The sequence below is a fragment of the Burkholderia sp. AcTa6-5 genome, from assembly GCF_017815075.1.
Classification (GTDB): Bacteria; Pseudomonadota; Gammaproteobacteria; order Burkholderiales; family Burkholderiaceae; genus Burkholderia; species Burkholderia sola.
Genome location: NZ_JAGIQE010000017.1, coordinates 43,614 through 60,645, shown reverse-complemented (window position 1 = coordinate 60,645; position 17,032 = coordinate 43,614). Strand labels below are relative to the sequence as shown.

Sequence of the window (17,032 nt, the reverse complement as noted above, 5' to 3'; positions counted from 1 at the left end):
CAAATCGTTTCCTGCCGGGTGATTAAAAAGCCCCATGCCGCCCTCATTATTTCTTGTCCGGCAGCGCTGACTAGCTGCCGCGTCCCAGTTTAAAACCGGGTTTATGGTATTCCACATGCCCGAGATCCATCATTTTCCATCGGCCGCCCCAGGTCAGGCCGACTTGCTCGGCGACCTGGCCGTACAACTGGTAGCCGCGCATCGCCCACGGATCTTTCTCGGAAATGACCAGCTTGCCGTCGCGCAGGAACGCGTTGTCGGCCGCCAGCCCGAACTGGTGATAACTCTGGAAGGCCGCCGCATTGGTCACGTTCGTGCCCATCTGCGCGAGCCGGTTCTGTCGTTCCGGGCTCCGGTAGCCTTCCAGCAGCGCCATTTCGTAACCATGTTGTTCGTGCATGATCTTGTAGACCAGCAGCAAACGCGTCCGGAAATCCGGGTCCAGCAGGTTCCAGTCGCGGCTTGCGTCCTTCAGCGCCGGGCGGACCTGTTCGACTTCCTTCGTGGCAAAGACTTCCGGCGGCAACGGCGGCGGCGGCACGAGTTGTTCGCCCTGCAACAGCGCGGCGATCTTCTCGTCGGGCACGCGCGCGGTGTCGTCGTACTGAAATAATTGCCGACCGCGTAACGCAATGGCCACCAATGGCGGCGTCGCAAGAATACCTGCCGACACCATAATCATCAAGCGCCGCCGAACCAGTAAATTTTGCACGTCACTAAATGCACCGCGCGTCACGCTTGCCGATTTAACAATCTGACTCCGCGCGCGGGCGGCGCGAGCGTTCGCACGGCGCGTGAGACGGCCGTGAAACTGGGCCACGGATTCGAAAACGGTCGCGCGGATACCCGGTAAAAGCAACAGTGCCGCGATGGCGACGGCAAGGGCGAAATAGGCGACGAGTGCGACGGCAATCAACGAAATCCCCGGAAATTGGAATTGATTGTGTTTTGCAATGCTTGCTCTTAGAATCAGGCTGCTTCGAGAGGCCGGGCTATATTATCGCGGTGAATTAAACCAGGATTCAATGAGACGCTGAATGAGTGCGCCGGAAAATTCAAATTCGAAAACTCCGCCCAGCCTGCTGTCCGATACTAAACCGGCAGGCGAGGGAGGACCTCGGCAGTCGCGCATTCTCGCGGATCTGGAAGGGCGTGTCACGCCGCCCGCCGAGCCGCCGCGCCGTTCGCTGAAGGCGCCGATCGCCGCCGTCGTGGCGTTGGTCGTGGCCGTCGGCGGCTGGGGCGCGTGGCGCATGCAGCAGTCGCCGGGCGAGCAGCCTGCCGCGATCGCGGCCGCGCCGGCACCGGCGGCGGCTGCGCCGGCCAAGGCCGCACCGGCCAGCGGCGCCGCCGTGCAGGTCGCGCAGAATGGCGCATCCGCTGCACCGGCCGCGCAACCGGCCACGATCGTCAACGACGATTCGGCGTCCCAGACCGTTGCATCCGCATCCGCTTCCGCCGCGGACAACAGCCGCCTGTCGCGTGCGCTCGCCAACGGCACCGACGAGGGTTCGGGCGCGGCGGCCACGGCCGGCGTCGCCGCAACGGCGGCGGCCGCGGCAGCGGCGACGACCAAGACGGCGAAGGCCGACGCGTCGAAGAGCACGAAGGCCGCGGCCCACGGCAAGACCGATGCGAAGGCCGACACGAAGGCCGAAGCCCGCAAGCATCGCAAGGAACAGCAGGCCGAGCTCGCGCAGGCGAAGAAGCGCCGCGAAGCGGCGCCGGCCCGAACCGCGAAGGCGGGCGCGAAGGACGATCCGGATGCCGATCTGCTCGCCGCGCTCGTCGCGCGCACGAAGCCGGCCGACAAGAAACTCGCCGCCCAGAAGGCGCAGGCCGTGCCGACCAAGACGGCCGCGACCGGCGGCTCGCTGGGGACGCGCGTGAAGGAGTGTTCGGAGCGCGGTTTCTTCGAGGATCAGCTGTGCCGCTGGCGCGTGTGCGACGGCCACTGGGGCAAGGATCCCGCGTGCCCGAGCGCCGCGCAGTCGGAGACGCGGCAGTAACGCGCGTCGCGCACGCCACGATGCTTCCCTGTCAGCGCCGCCCATCGGGCGGCGCGTTGATTTCGGAGGCGCGGAGAAGCTGCCGGTATGATGCCGCGTGACGCTGTCACGAACGCGTCACGCCCGTCGGGCATACGTTTCCTTTCTTTTCCCGGCGCGGGCCCGCGACCCGCGATGTGCGGCGCGCCGCGCGCCGCACCCCCTTCGACACGATGGACCTGATCGTACAGACTTACGGCGCCGATACGTCCGGCATGGTGTGCGGATTCCGCTTCGTTCCGGGCGGCGCCGGCGCGCTGCTCGATGCCGACGCGGCCGCCGCGTGGCTGCGCACGTGCCGCGAGCACGGCGCGGCCGCATCGGGCGATTTCGTCTGGCTGCATTTCAATCTCGCGCACGGCGCGAGCGAGCGCTGGATGCGCACGCATCTCGGGCTGCCCGACAGCTTCTTCGAATTCCTGCACGAAGGCTCGCGCTCGACGCGCATCGAGCAGGAGGACGGCGCGTTGCGCGCGATCGTCAACGACGTGATGTTCAACCTCGAACTCACGCCGTCGGAGATCGCTACGCTGTTCGTCCACGTCGAGCGGCGCATCATGGTGACCGCGCGGCTCAAGCCGCTGCGCTCGGTCGACACGCTGCGCGCGTCCGTGCGCGACGGCGAGCTGTTCCGCTCGCCCGCGGAGCTGCTCGTGCATCTGCTGCGCGATCAGGCCGACCTGCTGATCCAGATCATGCGGCGCACGAGCATCGACGTCGACCGCATCGAGGATCGCTTCCTGTCGCAGCGGCTCACGTCGAGCCGCAGCGAGCTCGGCGCGATGCGCCGCACGCTGACGCGCCTGCAGCGCATGCTCGCGCCGGAGCCCGGCTCGGTCTTCCGGCTGCTCGCGAAGCCGCCCGCGTGGCTGCACACGGAAGACGTGCAGGAGCTGCGCGAGTCGACCGAGGAATTCTCGCTGGTGCTCGCCGATCTGGCGGGGCTCAACGAGCGGATCAAGCTGCTGCAGGAAGAGATCGGTTCGCGCCTCGACGAGCAGAACAACCGGACGCTGTTCACGCTGACGCTCGTCACCGTGATCGCGCTGCCGATCAACATCGTCGCGGGCTTCTTCGGGATGAACGTCGGCGGCGTGCCGTTCTCGGAGAACAAGCACGGCTTCTGGCTGATGGTGCTGCTCGTTGCCGGCTTCACCGCGCTGGCCGCGTGGTGGGCGTTCCGACGCCGCGACGATCGCTAGCGCGGCATCGGGCGTCGCATCAACGCAGCAGCGCGATCGCGCGTTCGCCGATCACCATCCCGAGCAGGCCGACGAGCGCAACGAGCGGCGGGGCCGGCGAGCGCACGTGCAGCAGCGCGTACAACACGCCGACACCGATGCCCACCGCGAGCGAGGTCACGTAATCCATCATGGCGGTCTCCTGTAGGTCCGGCGTCAGGGCTTGAGGATGACGCGCTCGCGCGCGCCGGCCAGCACCGCGCGATACGCGTCGTGCGCACGCTCGAGCGGGTACACGTAGTCGTCGCCGATCGGGAACGGGCGCAGCGTGCCGTTGCCGAAGCCGGGCGCGAGCGTGTCGAGGATCTGCGCGACCGCGGCCGCGCCGAGCTGCAGCGAATCGATGCCCACGAACGTGTGCTGGCCGCGATAGAACGAAAAGATGTCGAACGGCACGCTGCGCTCGATCGTCGAGATGAAGATCTGCCGCGCGCCGATCGCCATCGACGCGTTCGCCGCGTCGAAATACGGGCTGCCGACCGTGTTGTAGACGACGTCCGCGCCGTGGCCGCCGGTCAACTCGCGCACCGCGTCGGCCACCGCGCGGCTCGACGCGTCGATCATGTGGACGTCGCCCGACGCGTGACCGCGATAGTCGCCGGGCCCGCGCTCGACGCCGATCACGGTCGCGCCGCGCGCGGTGGCGAGCTGGATCGCGGCCTGACCGACCTTGCCGTTCGCGCCGAACACGAGCACGACGTCGTCGGCCGTCGGCATCCCGGCGCGACGGAGGCCTTCGTACGCGGTGACGAACGGCACGCCGACGCCGGCCGCCTCGTCGAGCGTCAGCACGCCCGGCTTGCGACGCACGTGCGCGGCGTCCAGCACGAGCCATTCCGCATGCGAACCGTCGCGCCCGACGCCGAGATCGCCGCCCGAGCCCCACACCGGCGCGCCGATCCAGTCGTCGGGGCCGCTGCGCACGATCCCGGCCCAGTCGCGCCCGGGTGTGCGCGGCCACACCGCATGCGGCATGCGGCCGAGCGCGGCCTTCACGTCGCTCGGATTCACGCCGGCCGCGCGCACCTCGATCAGCACCTGGCCGTCGGCCGGTACGGGCGGGGCGATGTCCCGGACCCGCGCGTCGAGCGACTCGATGTCGGCGGCGGGGGTGTCGAAGCGGATGCTGCGCATGATGATCTCCGTGAAGATGGCGGCTGCCCGGCCCGGCGGGCCGGCGCGTGCGGCGGATGAAACCGGTGAATGCAGTCTAGTGGGCCCGGTTTGACACGGAAACGTGCAAAGGCGGATGATTGTTTTGCGTTATCCGCATAGCCAAATCAGCAGGCCCCCGCATGGACGACTTCCTTTCCCCGCACCTCGCGCTGTTCGTCGACGTGGTCGACCAGCAGAGCTTCTCGGCGGCCGCGCGCCGGCTCGGCGTCGCCGCGTCGTCGGTCACGCGGCGCATCGACCGGCTCGAGACGCAGCTCGGCATCCGGCTCCTGCATCGCACCACGCACGCGCTGCGGCCGACCGAGGCCGGGCAGCTTCTATATGGGCGCGCGGCCCGCATGCTGGCCGAACTGCGCGGACTACAGGAAGACCTGCACAGCCAGCACGACGAACCGGGCGGCCTGCTGCGCATCGACTGTCCGGCGCCGTTCGGCCGGCGGCACCTGATGGCTGCGCTGGCCGCGTTCATGCAGCGCCATCCGGCGCTGCAGGTCGACCTGGTGCTGACCGACAGCATGGTCGACCTGCAGGGCGCACGGCTGGGCTCCGACGTCGATCTCGCGGTGCGCATCGGCCCGCTCGAGGACACGCGTTTCGTCGCGACGGTGCTGGCGCCGCAGCGGCGCGTGCTGTGCGCGAGCGCGGCCTACCTCGCCCGGCGCGGCGAGCCCGCCTCGCCCGACGCGCTCGCCGGCCACGACTGTCTCGCGTGGCATGGCGCGCCGCCGCCCGGCGCATGGCGCTTCGGCGAGCGCCGTCACGTGCCGGCGCAGCCGCGGTTTCGCAGCAATCATTCGGAAGCGTTGCTCGAGGCGGCGATCGACGGGCTCGGTCTCGCGCACCTGCCGACCTGGCTCGTGGCGGACGCGCTGCGCGACGGACGGTTGCGCGCGCTGCTGCCGCAGTACGCGGCGGCGCCCGAGCCGGCGACGATTCACGTGCTGCGTCAGCAGCCGCGCGGCAGTGCGCGCACGTCGCGGCTCGTCGCGTTCCTCGCCACGTGGTTCGCGCAGCCGGCGTGGGATGCCGCATGGGCGTGACGGCCGGCGAACGCCGTGCCGCATGAAAAAAGGGCCTCGCATGCGAGGCCCGTCAACAGGTCGGAGAAACCGGTACGCCGGCCGGCACCGCGGGTCGCGCGGCGCCGACCGGATCTGCACCGTTACTGCGTTACTACCTTGCGCGGCTTGAAGAGGCCCTGGTATTGCCGTGCCGGGCGTTCCTTCGTCACCGGCTCGATGCCGCCGAAGGTCGGCGTCTGGCGCAGCTTCATCGCGGCCGGCGAAGCGACCGAGCCGATCGACGTCGAGCGCGAAGCCGGCGCGAGGTTGTTCGCGACGAGCAGCGCCGCTTCGCTCTTCAGGTTTGCCAGCAGCACCGGATCGGTCGAGCCGTTCACCTGCGTGAGCAGCCCGCTCCACGCCGCGTCGCTGTAGTTCACGACGTAGTAGTCGAGACCGCTCGGGTCGGCGACCACGCCCGTGCAGCCGTCGATCCGCGTCTGCGCCTGCGTGTCCTTCAGCGCGAGCGTCGTGCGTTTCGCGAGACCCTGGCCGTACGCGAGCGTGATCGGCACCGTCCATTGCAGGCCCGGATACGCGTTCTTGTTCGGGAACGGCTGCTGTTTCAGCGTGACGATCGTCTGGTTCTTCGTCATGTCGCACTGCGTGTCGAGCGAGATCAGCGGCACGCCGGTCTGACGCACGTAGCTGTCGCCGATCGGGCCGACCGACTGGCCGCTTTCCTTCGACAGCGCGTCCCACAGACGCTTCGGCGTCCCGTTGCCGAACGAGTAGTCGACCAGGTACTGCTGCAGACCCTTGCGCAGCGTCTGCTCACCGAGATAGTTCTCGAGCGTCTTCAGCACGTGGCCGCCCTTGTCGTACGTGAACGCGCTCGCGCTCAGCACGAAGTCGTTCGACGCCCAGTCGTTGAAGTTCGGCGCGACCGGGAACGCGTTCGGGCCGATGTCACGATTGATCACGCGATACTTGTTCTTCACCTGGTCGAGCCAGCTGAACTCGTCGGGGAAGAACTGGATCGTCGTCTTCGTCTCGAAGAACGTCGCGAACGATTCGTTGAGCCACACGTTGTCCCACCAGTCGGTCGTCACGAGATCGCCGAACCACTGGTGCGCCACTTCGTGCGTCAGCACTTCGTTGCCGTAGCGCGACATCGGCTGGCCCGGCTGCGGCAGGATGTCGTCGGCGAACTCGAGGATCGAGCCCCAGTTCTCCATTCCGCCGAAATTCAGGTCCTTCTGCTCCTTGAACGCGTCGTTCGCGGCCACCGTGTCGAACTTCGTCAGCGGCAGCGGGATGCCCGTGTAGCGGTAGTAGTAGTCGAGCGCCTGCTTGGTGCGGTCCATCGCCGGCTTCGCCCAGTCGCTCATGCCCGGCGGCGTGAACACGCGCAGGTGCAGGCCGCCCTTGCCGCCCGGCAGCGGGCTCGTGAAGTCGTCCTCGTAGGTGTCGAACAGGCCGCCGCCGAAGAACAGCAGGTACGACGGCATCGGCGGGGTCTTCTCGAACTGCACGAGCTTGTAGCCGCCGCCGACGTTGGTCGACGGCTTCTCGGCCGCGTTCGACACGACGCGCCAGTTCTGCGGCACTTCGGCCGTCACTTCATAGGTCGGGCGGAACGCCGGCTCGTCCCAGCCCGGGAACCACTGGCGCGACAGGTTGGTTTCGCCCTGCGTCAGGATCGCGCCGCTCGTCTTGCCATCGGTGCCCTTCAGGTCGACGCGGAACACGCCTTCTGCGGCCGAGCAGCCCGGGTACGGATCGTCGCCGCAGCTGCCGCCCGTCTGGTTGACCGGATCGTCATACGACTTGAAGTTGATGATGCCCGACCACTCCATGTGCAGCGAATAGTTGCCCGGTGCGATCGTGCCGGCAGTGGGGCGCAGCTGATAGAAGTCGCCCTTGTCCTGCGGCGTCGCGATCAGCTGGATGTTGCCCGGCTGCAGCGTGATGCGGCCGTTGGTGAACTTGATCCGGTGGCCGGCGATCACGATGTTGTTGACGGGCTTCAGCACCTTGATCTCGACGTCGGCGCGGCCGTCGAACGCGTTCAACGCGTCGTTCGGGCGGAACCACAGCCGGTAGTTCACAGGCACCACGGTGTCCGGCAATTCGACAGGCGAGACGCTCTTGTCGACGTTGGATGCGCTCGGCGGCGCGGTGACGGCGGGCGACGAGCCCGTATGCGGCGCGCCGGCGGAGCTGAGCGCGGAAGCGGAGCCCGCACCGCCGTCGTCGCCGCCGCACCCGGCTAGCGCGAGTGCGGCGACGAGCGGCAGATAACGCATCTTGCGAATATGAATCGACATGACTGAAACCTCGATTGTTGAATGAATCGTTCAGTGCTGCGAAAACACCGGCAAAAGCGATCCCCTCGCCGTTTAATCAACAGCGAAAAAATGCCAATGACGGATTATTCGAAAAAGACGGCGGCCGACTACGTGAAGGTAATCATGGTTTACTGCCCCCTCTGAATTTCCGGATGTCGTTTAACTGGCCGGTTCAAAATGGCCGGGCGCGTGTTGTACTGAATTGATTTCGCGCGCACGACACGGGGCCGCGCGCCCGGCGCGGGCGCGCAATCCCTTTGAACCGACGACCTACGGGGCTGGCCGGGCCAGGCCGCAGGACGGATGGACAGCGTGTCGCCGTCCCGTAAATTCGCCGTCATGCGGCTTCAAGGTTTGTCGGCTTGCTCCAAGGATGCGTAAATATACTTGATGGTTTTGGGTAAAGGAAACGAAAAATTTAGAAAGAGCATCTATTGAATTCCGGGCGCTTCATTGAATGCTGGAAGTCATTAATGCGCTTTCCGTTTAGCCGGAAATTTCGTAGTTTTAATCTATTAACGATCTTGCGTTGCCGCGGAAACTACGAAATCCGGTGACGGGCGGCACGGCCGGTACAGGCTCGGTCGGTACAATGCAGCGACGCGCCCCGTTCACCGCTTGCCGCGAGGAGACCTTCCCATGCCACGCACCCTGTCCCGTCTCGCGCCGCTGCGCGCCGTGCTGCTGCTGTTCGTCGTCGGGTTCCTGCTGGGCGGTTGCGCGGGGCTCATGCGCGAGCCGGTGCGCGTGTCGGTCGCCGGGCTCGACCCGCTCGTCGGGCAGGGTCTCGAGATGCGCTTCAGCCTGAAGTTGCGCGTGCAGAATCCGACCGATGCGCCGATCGACTACGACGGCATCTCGGTCTCGCTCGACCTGAACGGCACGCCGTTCGCGAGCGGCGTCAGCGACCGGGCGGGCACCGTGCCGCGGTTCGGCGAGGCCGTGCTCGACGTGCCGGTTTCGGTGTCGGCGTTCGCGGCTGCGCGGCAGGCGTGGAACCTGCCCGGTGCGGCCGCGAACGGCGAACTGCCGTATGCGCTGCGCGGCCGCCTCGCGGGCAGCGGGCTCGGCACCGTACACTTCAGCGACGCGGGCACGCTGCGCCTGCCGACCCTGCCGGGGTGGGGCGGATAGATCGTTCGGCGGACTTCAACGGCGGCCAAATGTGTCTGAAAATTCACCATTTGACAGTCTTTGACGCTTATCTTCGCGAGATGTCGACTTTGGTCGATGGACCCCCTTACACTTGTCGATGTCCGAGGGTCGGACATTCTTTTAGGGGAATTCCATGGCGGCAAAATTCGAGCTCAAGAAGGCCACGAACGGCCAGTACTACTTCCACCTGAAGTCGGCGAACGGCGAGATCATCCTCGCGAGCGAGCGGTACGAGGAGAAAAGCGGCGCGAGAAACGGGATCGCGTCCGTGCGGGAAAACGCGCCGCTCGACGAGCGCTACGAGCGCAAGCTCGCCCACAACGGTGAGCCCATGTTCAACCTGAAGGCAGCGAACCACCAGGTCATCGGCACGAGCGAAACGTACAGCAGCGCGCAGGCACGCGACAACGGCATCGCGGCCGTCAAGCGCGATGCGCCCACTGCGGAAACCTACGATCTCGGCTGATTGACGGTGGCGCCGCGCGGATGCCTTCGGGCGACCGTCGCGGCGCCTGTTTTTGCCGGGTCGGGCAAAGCGCGGTATGGTGTGGTCCGCGCGGTGAATTCTCGCCGCCGTTGAAGCCAACCGTACCGAGTTCGCGTGACCGATTTCCCCCTTTTCCACTGGACCGACGCCGACGGCGTCGATCATGCCGTGCGCTGGCGTTCCGAAGCCGGCGTGCAACCGCCGAAGCGCGCGGTGCCGGCCGACGACCGCCTCACGGCCGATGCGGCCTACCGCCTCGCCTGCGAGGGCACCGCGCTCGTCTGGCAGGGCGACTTCCAGAATGCGCGCCAGCTCCTGCAGGCGATGGCGCGCCGTGTCGAACGCAAACCGAAGAAAGCGAAAGCCGCGGCCGGCGTCGAGGCGTTCAACCTGCATCGTCTCGCGCAATCGCAGCGCGCCCGCACGCTCGGCATGCTGCTGATCCCGCTGGACGCCGATTACACGATCCCGCTGCGCCGCGCGCCCGACGTGCGGGCGGCCTGCGAGGAGGCATACGGCCCCGGCGGCGCGCCGTCGGTCGTGTCGCTGCGCGAACTGCTCGGCCTCGTCGGCGCGCACGAGTGGCGCAAGAAGGGCGTGCCGATCCCAGCGCTCGGCGGCGCGCCGATTCATCCGCACTACGGCGTGTTCTCGCCGGTGCGCGGCGAATACGTCGAGCTCGTCGCGCGTGCGCCGCTGCCGGCGACGTCGCTCGCGTTCGATATCGGCACGGGCACCGGCGTGCTGGCGGCGGTGCTCGCGTCGCGCGGCGTCGAGCGCGTCGTCGCGACCGACCAGGATCCGCGCGCGCTCGCCTGCGCGCGCGAGAACGTCGCGCGGCTCGGCCATGCGGGCCAGGTCGAGATCGTCGAGGCCGACCTGTTTCCTACCGGCCGTGCGCCGCTCGTGGTCTGCAACCCGCCATGGGTGCCGGCCCGGCCGAGCGCGCCGATCGAATACGCGGTCTACGACCCGGACAGCCGCATGCTGCGCGGTTTCCTCGCGGGGCTCGCCGCGCATCTGGAGCCGGGCGGCGAGGGCTGGCTGATCCTGTCCGATTTCGCCGAGCATCTCGGGCTGCGGCCGCGCGACACCCTGCTGCAATGGATCGACGAAGCCGGCCTCGTCGTGCTCGGCCGCGACGACATCCGCCCCGCGCATCCGAAGTCGACGGACGCCGACGATCCGCTGCATGCGGCGCGTCGCGCTGAGGTCACGTCGCTGTGGCGGCTCGGCGCCCGGGCCTGACCGCGTATTTTCGGTAAACTACCGCCATTCCTCACGAATTTCCGCCGCCGGGCCGTGGTCGACCGACCGTGGCCCGGCGGCGCTTCACGATGTCGAACAAGACCCACGAAATCCGCCCGGAGCAGTCCGTCGAGCTGCTGAAGGAACTGCACATCCTCACCCGCGACGGGAAGCTGAACCAGGACAGCCGCCGCAAGCTGAAGCAGGTCTATCACCTGTTCCAGTTCATCGAGCCGCTGCTCGCCGGCGTGCAGGCCGACAAGGGCCACGTGACGCTCGTCGATCACGGCGCCGGCAAGTCGTATCTCGGCTTCATCCTGTACGACCTGTTCTTCAAGCAGCAGCCGGGGCACGGCACACCGGCGTTCGCGTCGCACGTGTACGGCATCGAGACGCGCGAAGAACTCGTCGCGCGCTCGACCGAGCTTGCCGCGCGGCTCGGGTTCGGCGGCATGTCGTTCCTGAACCTGTCGGTCGCCGATTCGATCACGTCGCCGCAACTGCCCGACACGGTCGACGTCGTCACCGCGCTACATGCGTGCGACACGGCGACCGACGACGCGATCCGCTTCGCGCTCGGGAAGCGCGCGCAGCACATCGTGCTGGTGCCGTGCTGCCAGGCGGAAGTCGCGGGCGTGCTGCGCAAGAACAAGGGCAAGTCGCTCGCGAATGCGCTGACCGAGGTGTGGCGGCATCCGCTGCATACGCGCGAATTCGGCAGCCAGATCACCAACGTGCTGCGCTGCCTGCAGCTCGAGGCGCACGGCTACCAGGTCAGCGTGACCGAGCTGGTCGGCTGGGAGCATTCGATGAAGAACGAGCTGATCATCGCGCAGTACAAGAACCTGCCGCGCCGCAAGCCGGGCGAGCGGTTGAACGAGATCCTCGCGATGTTCGGGCTGGCCGAGCTGAACGAGCGCTTCTTCGTCGCGCAAGCCGCCGCGGCGGGCGACGCCGCCGTCGAGCCGGCCGAAGGCTGACGCGGTCGCGCGGGCATGGCGCCCGCGCCGCGCGTGGCACGCCGCATCACACGTCGTCGCCCGGCCGGCGCATCCATTCGCGCCAGCCTTCGTGGCCGAGGCGGCGCAGCGTTTCCTGATTCTTTTCGTAGATCGCGGACGCGTCCGGGAACGCGTCGACCGCGCGTGCGATGCTGTCCTCGCGCAGCAAGTGCAGGATCGGATACGGCGCGCGGTTCGTGTAGTTCTCGATGTCGTCGGGTTCGGTGCCGTCGAACCGGTATTGCGGATGGAAGCTCGCGATCTGCAGCACGCCGTCGAGCCGCAATTGCCGCACGAGCCGCTCGGCGAAGAACAGCGCATCGTTGTAGTCGACGAAATCGGCGAACGCGTGCGGGTAGATCACGAGCGTCGTATCGACCTGCTGCGGGTCCGCCGCTTCCAGCGCGCGCAGCTCGGTTTCGAGTTCGGCGAGCGCGTCCTCCAGCGTCGTCGCTTCGCTGATCGCGTAGCGCACCTGTTCCTTCACGTAGACGCTTTTCGCGAACGGGCACAGATTGAGCCCGATCACCGCGCGCGCGAGCCAGTGCCGCGTGGCGGCGAGGATGTCGTCGTGCGAATCGGGGCGGGTGTCGGTCATCGTGATACCAGTCGGGCGGAAGGGCGAAGAGGGCCGCATTGTAGCGGGCGCGCCGGGGACGAACGCGCGCGGCCCGTCACGCGCAGGCCGCCTCGATCAATTGCGTGACGAGTGCGGGCGCGGTGCCGATCGGCGTTTCGCCATGCCGGTAGGTCTGGCTGGCCGCATAGATGCCTTCGACCACCAGCGCGAGCGCATCGGCGAGCGCCTTCGGCTGCCGCGCGCCGGCGCTTTCGCATAGCGCGACGAGCCGTTTCATCAGCTGCTCCTTGTTCTGCGCGACGCGTTCGCGCGCCGGGTGCGACGCATCCGGGAATTCGGCGGCCACGTTGACGAACGGGCAGCCGCGATAGTCCTTTTGCGTCGCGCGCTCGGCGAGATCGGCGAAGTACTGGATCAACTGCGCCTTCGGCTGGCCCGGATGCTTCGCGGCGCTCGTGTCGAGCCGCTCGAAGAAGCACGCGTCCATCCGTTCCAGATACGCGAGGATCAGCTCGTCCTTCGACGAGAACTGGCGGTACAGGCTCATCTTGTTGACGCCCGCGCGTTCCACCACCGCCTCGACGCCGACCGTGCGCACCCCTTCCTTGTAAAACAGCTCCTCGGCGGCACGCAGCAGATGCTCCTGCGCGGTGGCGCCGTCGATCGGCCGGCGCGTGCGCCGCGCCAGCGGTTTGGCGACCTCGATGCCCGACATGATGGCCCTCGACTACGTAATGGATTGCTTGACATGTTACCGACTGGTAACTACGATCGCAACACAGTTGTGACCGGTCGGTAACAATCGCGGCCGGATCGACAGACGAATGCCAAGCGTCGGCCCGGGTCAGCCGATGTTGAAATGCGCGGCGGAGGTGGCCTGGTCGGGGCGGCGTGGTGCGATGGCGCCGGAACCGCCAACTGGAGAACGTGAAGATGAACTGGGCAGTGACACGAATCGGCGGGCGCTTCCATTACGGATGGCTCGCGGCGGCGGTGGTATTCCTGATCCTGCTGGCGGCGGCCGGCACGCGCGCGACGCCGAGCGTGCTGATGGTGCCGCTCGAACGCGAACTCGGCTGGAGCCGCGCGGCGATTTCGCTGGCGATTTCGGTGAACATCGCGTTGTACGGCCTGACGGGCCCGTTCGCAGCCGCCGCGATGCAGCGCTTCGGGCTGCGTCCGACGATCCTCACCGCGCTCGTGACGATGAGCGCGGGCGTCGCGCTGTCGTCGATGATGACGCAGAGCTGGCAGATGGTACTGATCTGGGGGCTGATGGTCGGCTGCTCGACGGGCGTCGTCGCGCTGACGCTGTCCGCGACCTTCGTCACGCGCTGGTTCCATGCGCGGCGCGGCCTCGTGATGGGGATCCTGACCGCGAGCACGGCCACCGGCCAGCTCGTGTTCCTGCCGATGCTCGCGGCGATCGCGCAGCGCCACGGCTGGCGGCCGGTCGTGCTGGTCGTCGCGGTGGCGGCCGCGATCGTGATTCCGCTGGTCGCGTTCCTGCTGCCCGAGCGGCCGGCCGACGTGAAGCTGCGCCCGTACGGCGAGCCGGTCGATACGCCGGCGGCGCCCGATGCGACGAAGGAGAATCCGCTCGCGGTCGCGTTCCGCACGCTGCTGATGGCGAGCCGCTCGCGCGACTTCTGGCTGCTGTTCTTCAGCTTCTTCATCTGCGGCGCGAGCACCAACGGCTATGTCGGCACGCACCTGATCGCGATGTGCAGCGACTACGGGATGACCGAAGTGCAGGGCGCGTCGCTGCTCGCGGCGATGGGCGTGTTCGACCTGTTCGGCACGACGCTGTCGGGATGGTTGTCCGACCGTTACGACAACCGCGTGCTGCTGTTCTGGTACTACGGGCTGCGCGGGCTGTCGCTGATCTACCTGCCGCATGCGTTCGGGATCGATTTCTTCGGGCTGCCGCTGTTCGCGATGTTCTACGGGCTCGACTGGATCGCGACCGTGCCGCCCACCGTGCGGCTCGCGACCGACGTGTTCGGCAAGGCCGCCGCACCGGTCGTGTTCGGCTGGATCGTCGCCGGCCACCAGCTCGGCGCGGCGTTCGCGGCGCTCGGCGCCGGGCTGCTGCGCGCGAGCCTCGGCACCTACACGATCGCATCGATGATCTCGGGCGGGCTGTGTATCGTCGGCGCGCTGATCGTGCTGCGGATCAATCGCGGCCCGTCGCGCGCGGCCGCGCAGGCGGCCTGAGCGCGGCGGACCGGCCGGCCGCACACGCTGCGGTCGGCCATTGCACGCGCGGCGATTTGCATAGCGCGGCAGGATCGGGCGCGCTGTCGCTCAAGCGGGTATGCTTGCGGTTCGCCGGGCGTTCGCGCCCCTTCATCGATGTCAGCGAGGAACCGCATGTCCGTCAAACCTGCTCCCACCACTGTTTCGATTCACGATCTGATCGCGGGCCGCTGGAGCCCCCGCGCGTATTCGGATGAAGCCGTCAGCGCCGGCGATCTCCACGCGGTGCTCGAAGCGGCACGCTGGGCCCCGTCCGCGTACAACGCGCAACCGTGGCGTTTCATCGTATTCGATCGCACCCAGGACGAAGACGCGTTCAAGCGCGCGTTCGCGACGCTGGTGCCGTTCAACCAGGGCTGGAATGCACCGGCGCCGGTGCTGATCGCGGTCACCGCGCACACGCTGACGCCGAAGGGCGAGCCGGCGCCGACCGCGCTGTACGACGCCGGCGCCGCCGCGATGTCGCTGGTGCTGCAGGCGCACGCGCTCGGCCTCGCCGCGCACCAGATGAGCGGGTTCGACGCGAAGGCATTCCGCGACGCGTTCGCGATTCCGGCGGATGTCGCGATCGTGTCGATCATTTCGCTCGGCCACTACGGCAATGTCGACAAGCTCGATCCCGTGCTGCGCGATCGCGAGAAGGCGCCGCGCACGCGCCACGCGCTCGGCGAAGTCGTCTACGCGGGTGCGTGGAAGAAGAGCTTCGACGCAGCGGCCTGACCCCGCGGGTGGGCAGGCTGCGTCGCGCATCCTGTCCGCGCCCGTTTCCGGCGCGCCACGCCGTGCGCCGTCGCCACCGGCGCCCGTTGCGCGGCCCCGGTGGCCGGCCCCGGTTGTGATCCCGCGGGCTTCATGTTAAAAAGCCGGTCCTTTCCGTTTTCGCGCCGGCCTGCTGCGGCAATTTCCCATGACTTACTGCGCGATCGATTTCGGCACGTCCAATTCCGCCGTGGCGCTGCCCGACGGCGATGGCATGCGCCTCGCGCCCGTCGAGGGCGACCACCTGACGCTGCCCACCGCGATCTTCTTCAACAACGACGAAGAGACGGTCGAATACGGCCGGGCGGCGCTGGCCTCCTATATCGACGGTTTCGACGGCCGGCTGATGCGCTCGATGAAGAGCATCCTCGGCTCGCCGCTCGCGGAAACGACGACCGATCTCGGCGACGGCAGCGCGATCGCGTACACCGAAATCATCGCGCGCTTTCTGACGCACCTGAAGCGCAAGGCCGAAGCGCGTGCGGGCGCGCCGATCGGCCGCGCGGTGCTTGGCCGGCCGGTGTTCTTCGTCGACGACGATCCGCGCGCCGACCGTCTCGCCCAGGATCAGCTCGAGGCGGCCGCGCAATCGGTCGGCTTCGCGGACGTTCACTTCCAGTACGAACCGATCGCCGCCGCATTCGACTACGAATCGCGCCAGCCGGCCGAGCGTCTCGTGCTGGTCGCCGACATCGGCGGCGGCACGTCCGACTTCTCGCTGGTGCGCGTCGGCCCGGCGCGGATGGCGCGGCTCGAGCGCAAGGACGACGTGCTGGCGCACCACGGCGTGCACGTCGCGGGCACCGACTACGACCGGCGTGTCGAGCTGGCGGCAATCCTGCCCGCATTCGGCTACCGTTCGCTCGACCCGGAAGGGCGCGAGCTGCCGAACAAGATCTACTTCGATCTCGCGACCTGGCACCTGATCAACACCGTCTACACGCCGAAGCGCGTCGGCGAGCTGAAGCTGATGAAGCACCTGTACCAGGACGTGCGGCAGTACGACCGGCTCACGAGCGTGGTCGAGCAGCGGCTCGGGCACGCGCTGATGGCGCGTGCGGAAGAAGCGAAGATCGGCGTCGCGGCGGGTGGGGAGACGATGATCGACCTGAACGACGTGGAAGAGGATCTGCTGATCGCATTCGACGCGAATCGCCTCGTCGACGCGAGCCGCGACGATACCGCGCGCATCGTCGACGCCGCGCGCGAGACGGTGCGGCTCGCGGGCGTGGCGCCGCGCGACGTCGGTGCGCTGTATTTCACCGGCGGTTCGACGGGGCTTGCATTCCTGTCCGGCGCGCTCGCCGGTGCGTTCCCGGATGCGCAGCCGGTGTTCGGCGATCGCCTCGCGAGTGTCGCGACGGGGCTCGGCATTCACGCGCAGCGACTGTTCGGCTGAACGGCGGGCGGCTACCGGCCGCCATGCGCCACCATGTAGGACGACCGGCGCGCAAAAACAAAAAGCCCCGCCGAAGCGGGGCTTTTTTACACGAATAATCGCGCCAAGCTTAGACCGGACGGATGTTCGCAGCTTGCAGACCCTTCGGGCCCGTCTTCACTTCGAATTCAACCTTCTGGTTTTCTTGCAGCGTCTTGAAGCCTTCGACGCGGATTTCCGAGAAGTGCGCGAACAGATCGTCGCCGCCGCCTTCCGGGGTGATGAAGCCGAAGCCCTTTGCGTCATTGAACCACTTGACGGTACCGGTTGCCATGTTACTTGTTCCTA

The 17,032-nt window shown here is 67.7% G+C and carries 18 protein-coding genes; 11 read left to right on the top strand and 7 right to left on the bottom strand.

Annotated elements, in window-relative coordinates:
- Nucleotides 1-70: 70 nt before the first annotated feature.
- Complete coding sequence (locus tag J8I33_RS22325; protein ID WP_050013094.1) at nucleotides 71-916, bottom strand: M15 family metallopeptidase; 846 nt, start codon at nucleotides 914-916, stop codon at nucleotides 71-73.
- Between the two features lie 121 nt (nucleotides 917-1,037).
- Between J8I33_RS22325 and J8I33_RS22320 the strand changes: the two genes are divergently transcribed.
- Nucleotides 1,038-2,009: a phage tail protein gene (locus J8I33_RS22320; RefSeq protein WP_209926760.1), complete on the top strand. Its 972-nt coding sequence runs from the start codon at nucleotides 1,038-1,040 to the stop codon at nucleotides 2,007-2,009.
- Between the two features lie 212 nt (nucleotides 2,010-2,221).
- On the top strand, nucleotides 2,222-3,250 hold the full coding sequence (locus J8I33_RS22315; RefSeq protein WP_050013092.1) for a transporter: 1,029 nt from the start codon (nucleotides 2,222-2,224) through the stop codon (nucleotides 3,248-3,250).
- A gap of 19 nt (nucleotides 3,251-3,269) precedes the next feature.
- Here J8I33_RS22315 and J8I33_RS22310 read toward each other — a convergent pair whose 3' ends face one another.
- Entirely contained in the window at nucleotides 3,270-3,422 is a 153-nt protein-coding gene (locus J8I33_RS22310; protein WP_080334215.1) for a DUF1427 family protein, read from the bottom strand.
- A 23-nt stretch (nucleotides 3,423-3,445) separates the two neighbouring features.
- Nucleotides 3,446-4,423, bottom strand: coding sequence for a zinc-binding alcohol dehydrogenase family protein (locus tag J8I33_RS22305; protein ID WP_176015597.1), 978 nt, complete (start codon nucleotides 4,421-4,423; stop codon nucleotides 3,446-3,448).
- Between the two features lie 161 nt (nucleotides 4,424-4,584).
- On the opposite strand from J8I33_RS22305, the gene J8I33_RS22300 reads away from it, so the two are divergent.
- Nucleotides 4,585-5,505 carry a LysR family transcriptional regulator gene (locus tag J8I33_RS22300; protein ID WP_050013090.1) on the top strand — a complete coding sequence of 307 codons (921 nt, stop codon included), beginning with the start codon at nucleotides 4,585-4,587 and terminating at the stop codon, nucleotides 5,503-5,505.
- Between the two features lie 122 nt (nucleotides 5,506-5,627).
- Here J8I33_RS22300 and J8I33_RS22295 read toward each other — a convergent pair whose 3' ends face one another.
- Nucleotides 5,628-7,796: a M1 family metallopeptidase gene (locus J8I33_RS22295; RefSeq protein ID WP_124557591.1), complete on the bottom strand. Its 2,169-nt coding sequence runs from the start codon at nucleotides 7,794-7,796 to the stop codon at nucleotides 5,628-5,630.
- A gap of 17 nt (nucleotides 7,797-7,813) precedes the next feature.
- Between J8I33_RS22295 and J8I33_RS22290 the strand changes: the two genes are divergently transcribed.
- The 5 genes from J8I33_RS22290 to J8I33_RS22270 all read left to right on the top strand — a co-directional run bounded on the left by J8I33_RS22290 (nucleotide 7,814) and on the right by J8I33_RS22270 (nucleotide 11,687).
- Entirely contained in the window at nucleotides 7,814-8,023 is a 210-nt protein-coding gene (locus tag J8I33_RS22290) for a hypothetical protein (RefSeq protein ID WP_160300508.1), read from the top strand.
- 433 nt (nucleotides 8,024-8,456) lie between these two features.
- A complete protein-coding gene (locus tag J8I33_RS22285; RefSeq protein WP_089488124.1) occupies nucleotides 8,457-8,951 on the top strand; it encodes an LEA type 2 family protein in 495 nt (164 codons plus the stop codon).
- Between the two features lie 154 nt (nucleotides 8,952-9,105).
- The gene (locus J8I33_RS22280; RefSeq protein ID WP_124557592.1) at nucleotides 9,106-9,438 is read left to right on the top strand and encodes a YegP family protein; all 333 of its coding nucleotides are present in this window, start codon (nucleotides 9,106-9,108) and stop codon (nucleotides 9,436-9,438) included.
- A 135-nt stretch (nucleotides 9,439-9,573) separates the two neighbouring features.
- Nucleotides 9,574-10,707, top strand: a complete 1,134-nt coding sequence (locus J8I33_RS22275; RefSeq protein WP_209939084.1) for a class I SAM-dependent methyltransferase — start codon at nucleotides 9,574-9,576, stop codon at nucleotides 10,705-10,707.
- Nucleotides 10,708-10,796: 89 nt separating this feature from the next.
- Nucleotides 10,797-11,687 carry an SAM-dependent methyltransferase gene (locus J8I33_RS22270; protein ID WP_209939083.1) on the top strand — a complete coding sequence of 297 codons (891 nt, stop codon included), beginning with the start codon at nucleotides 10,797-10,799 and terminating at the stop codon, nucleotides 11,685-11,687.
- 46 nt (nucleotides 11,688-11,733) lie between these two features.
- Here J8I33_RS22270 and J8I33_RS22265 read toward each other — a convergent pair whose 3' ends face one another.
- A complete protein-coding gene (locus tag J8I33_RS22265) occupies nucleotides 11,734-12,306 on the bottom strand; it encodes a DUF1415 domain-containing protein (protein WP_050013085.1) in 573 nt (190 codons plus the stop codon).
- Between the two features lie 76 nt (nucleotides 12,307-12,382).
- Complete coding sequence (locus J8I33_RS22260) at nucleotides 12,383-13,003, bottom strand: TetR/AcrR family transcriptional regulator (protein ID WP_209926756.1); 621 nt, start codon at nucleotides 13,001-13,003, stop codon at nucleotides 12,383-12,385.
- 218 nt (nucleotides 13,004-13,221) lie between these two features.
- Between J8I33_RS22260 and J8I33_RS22255 the strand changes: the two genes are divergently transcribed.
- The 3 genes from J8I33_RS22255 (at nucleotide 13,222) to J8I33_RS22245 (ending at nucleotide 16,705) form a co-directional block, all read left to right on the top strand.
- Nucleotides 13,222-14,505 (top strand): MFS transporter, encoded by a 1,284-nt coding sequence (locus tag J8I33_RS22255; protein ID WP_209926755.1) that lies wholly within the window; start codon nucleotides 13,222-13,224, stop codon nucleotides 14,503-14,505.
- A 156-nt stretch (nucleotides 14,506-14,661) separates the two neighbouring features.
- Nucleotides 14,662-15,267 (top strand): nitroreductase family protein, encoded by a 606-nt coding sequence (locus tag J8I33_RS22250; protein WP_069619473.1) that lies wholly within the window; start codon nucleotides 14,662-14,664, stop codon nucleotides 15,265-15,267.
- Between the two features lie 187 nt (nucleotides 15,268-15,454).
- Nucleotides 15,455-16,705, top strand: a complete 1,251-nt coding sequence (locus J8I33_RS22245; protein WP_050013081.1) for an Hsp70 family protein — start codon at nucleotides 15,455-15,457, stop codon at nucleotides 16,703-16,705.
- Nucleotides 16,706-16,814: 109 nt separating this feature from the next.
- Here J8I33_RS22245 and J8I33_RS22240 read toward each other — a convergent pair whose 3' ends face one another.
- Entirely contained in the window at nucleotides 16,815-17,018 is a 204-nt protein-coding gene (locus J8I33_RS22240) for a cold-shock protein (protein ID WP_006477070.1), read from the bottom strand.
- Nucleotides 17,019-17,032 lie beyond the last annotated feature (14 nt).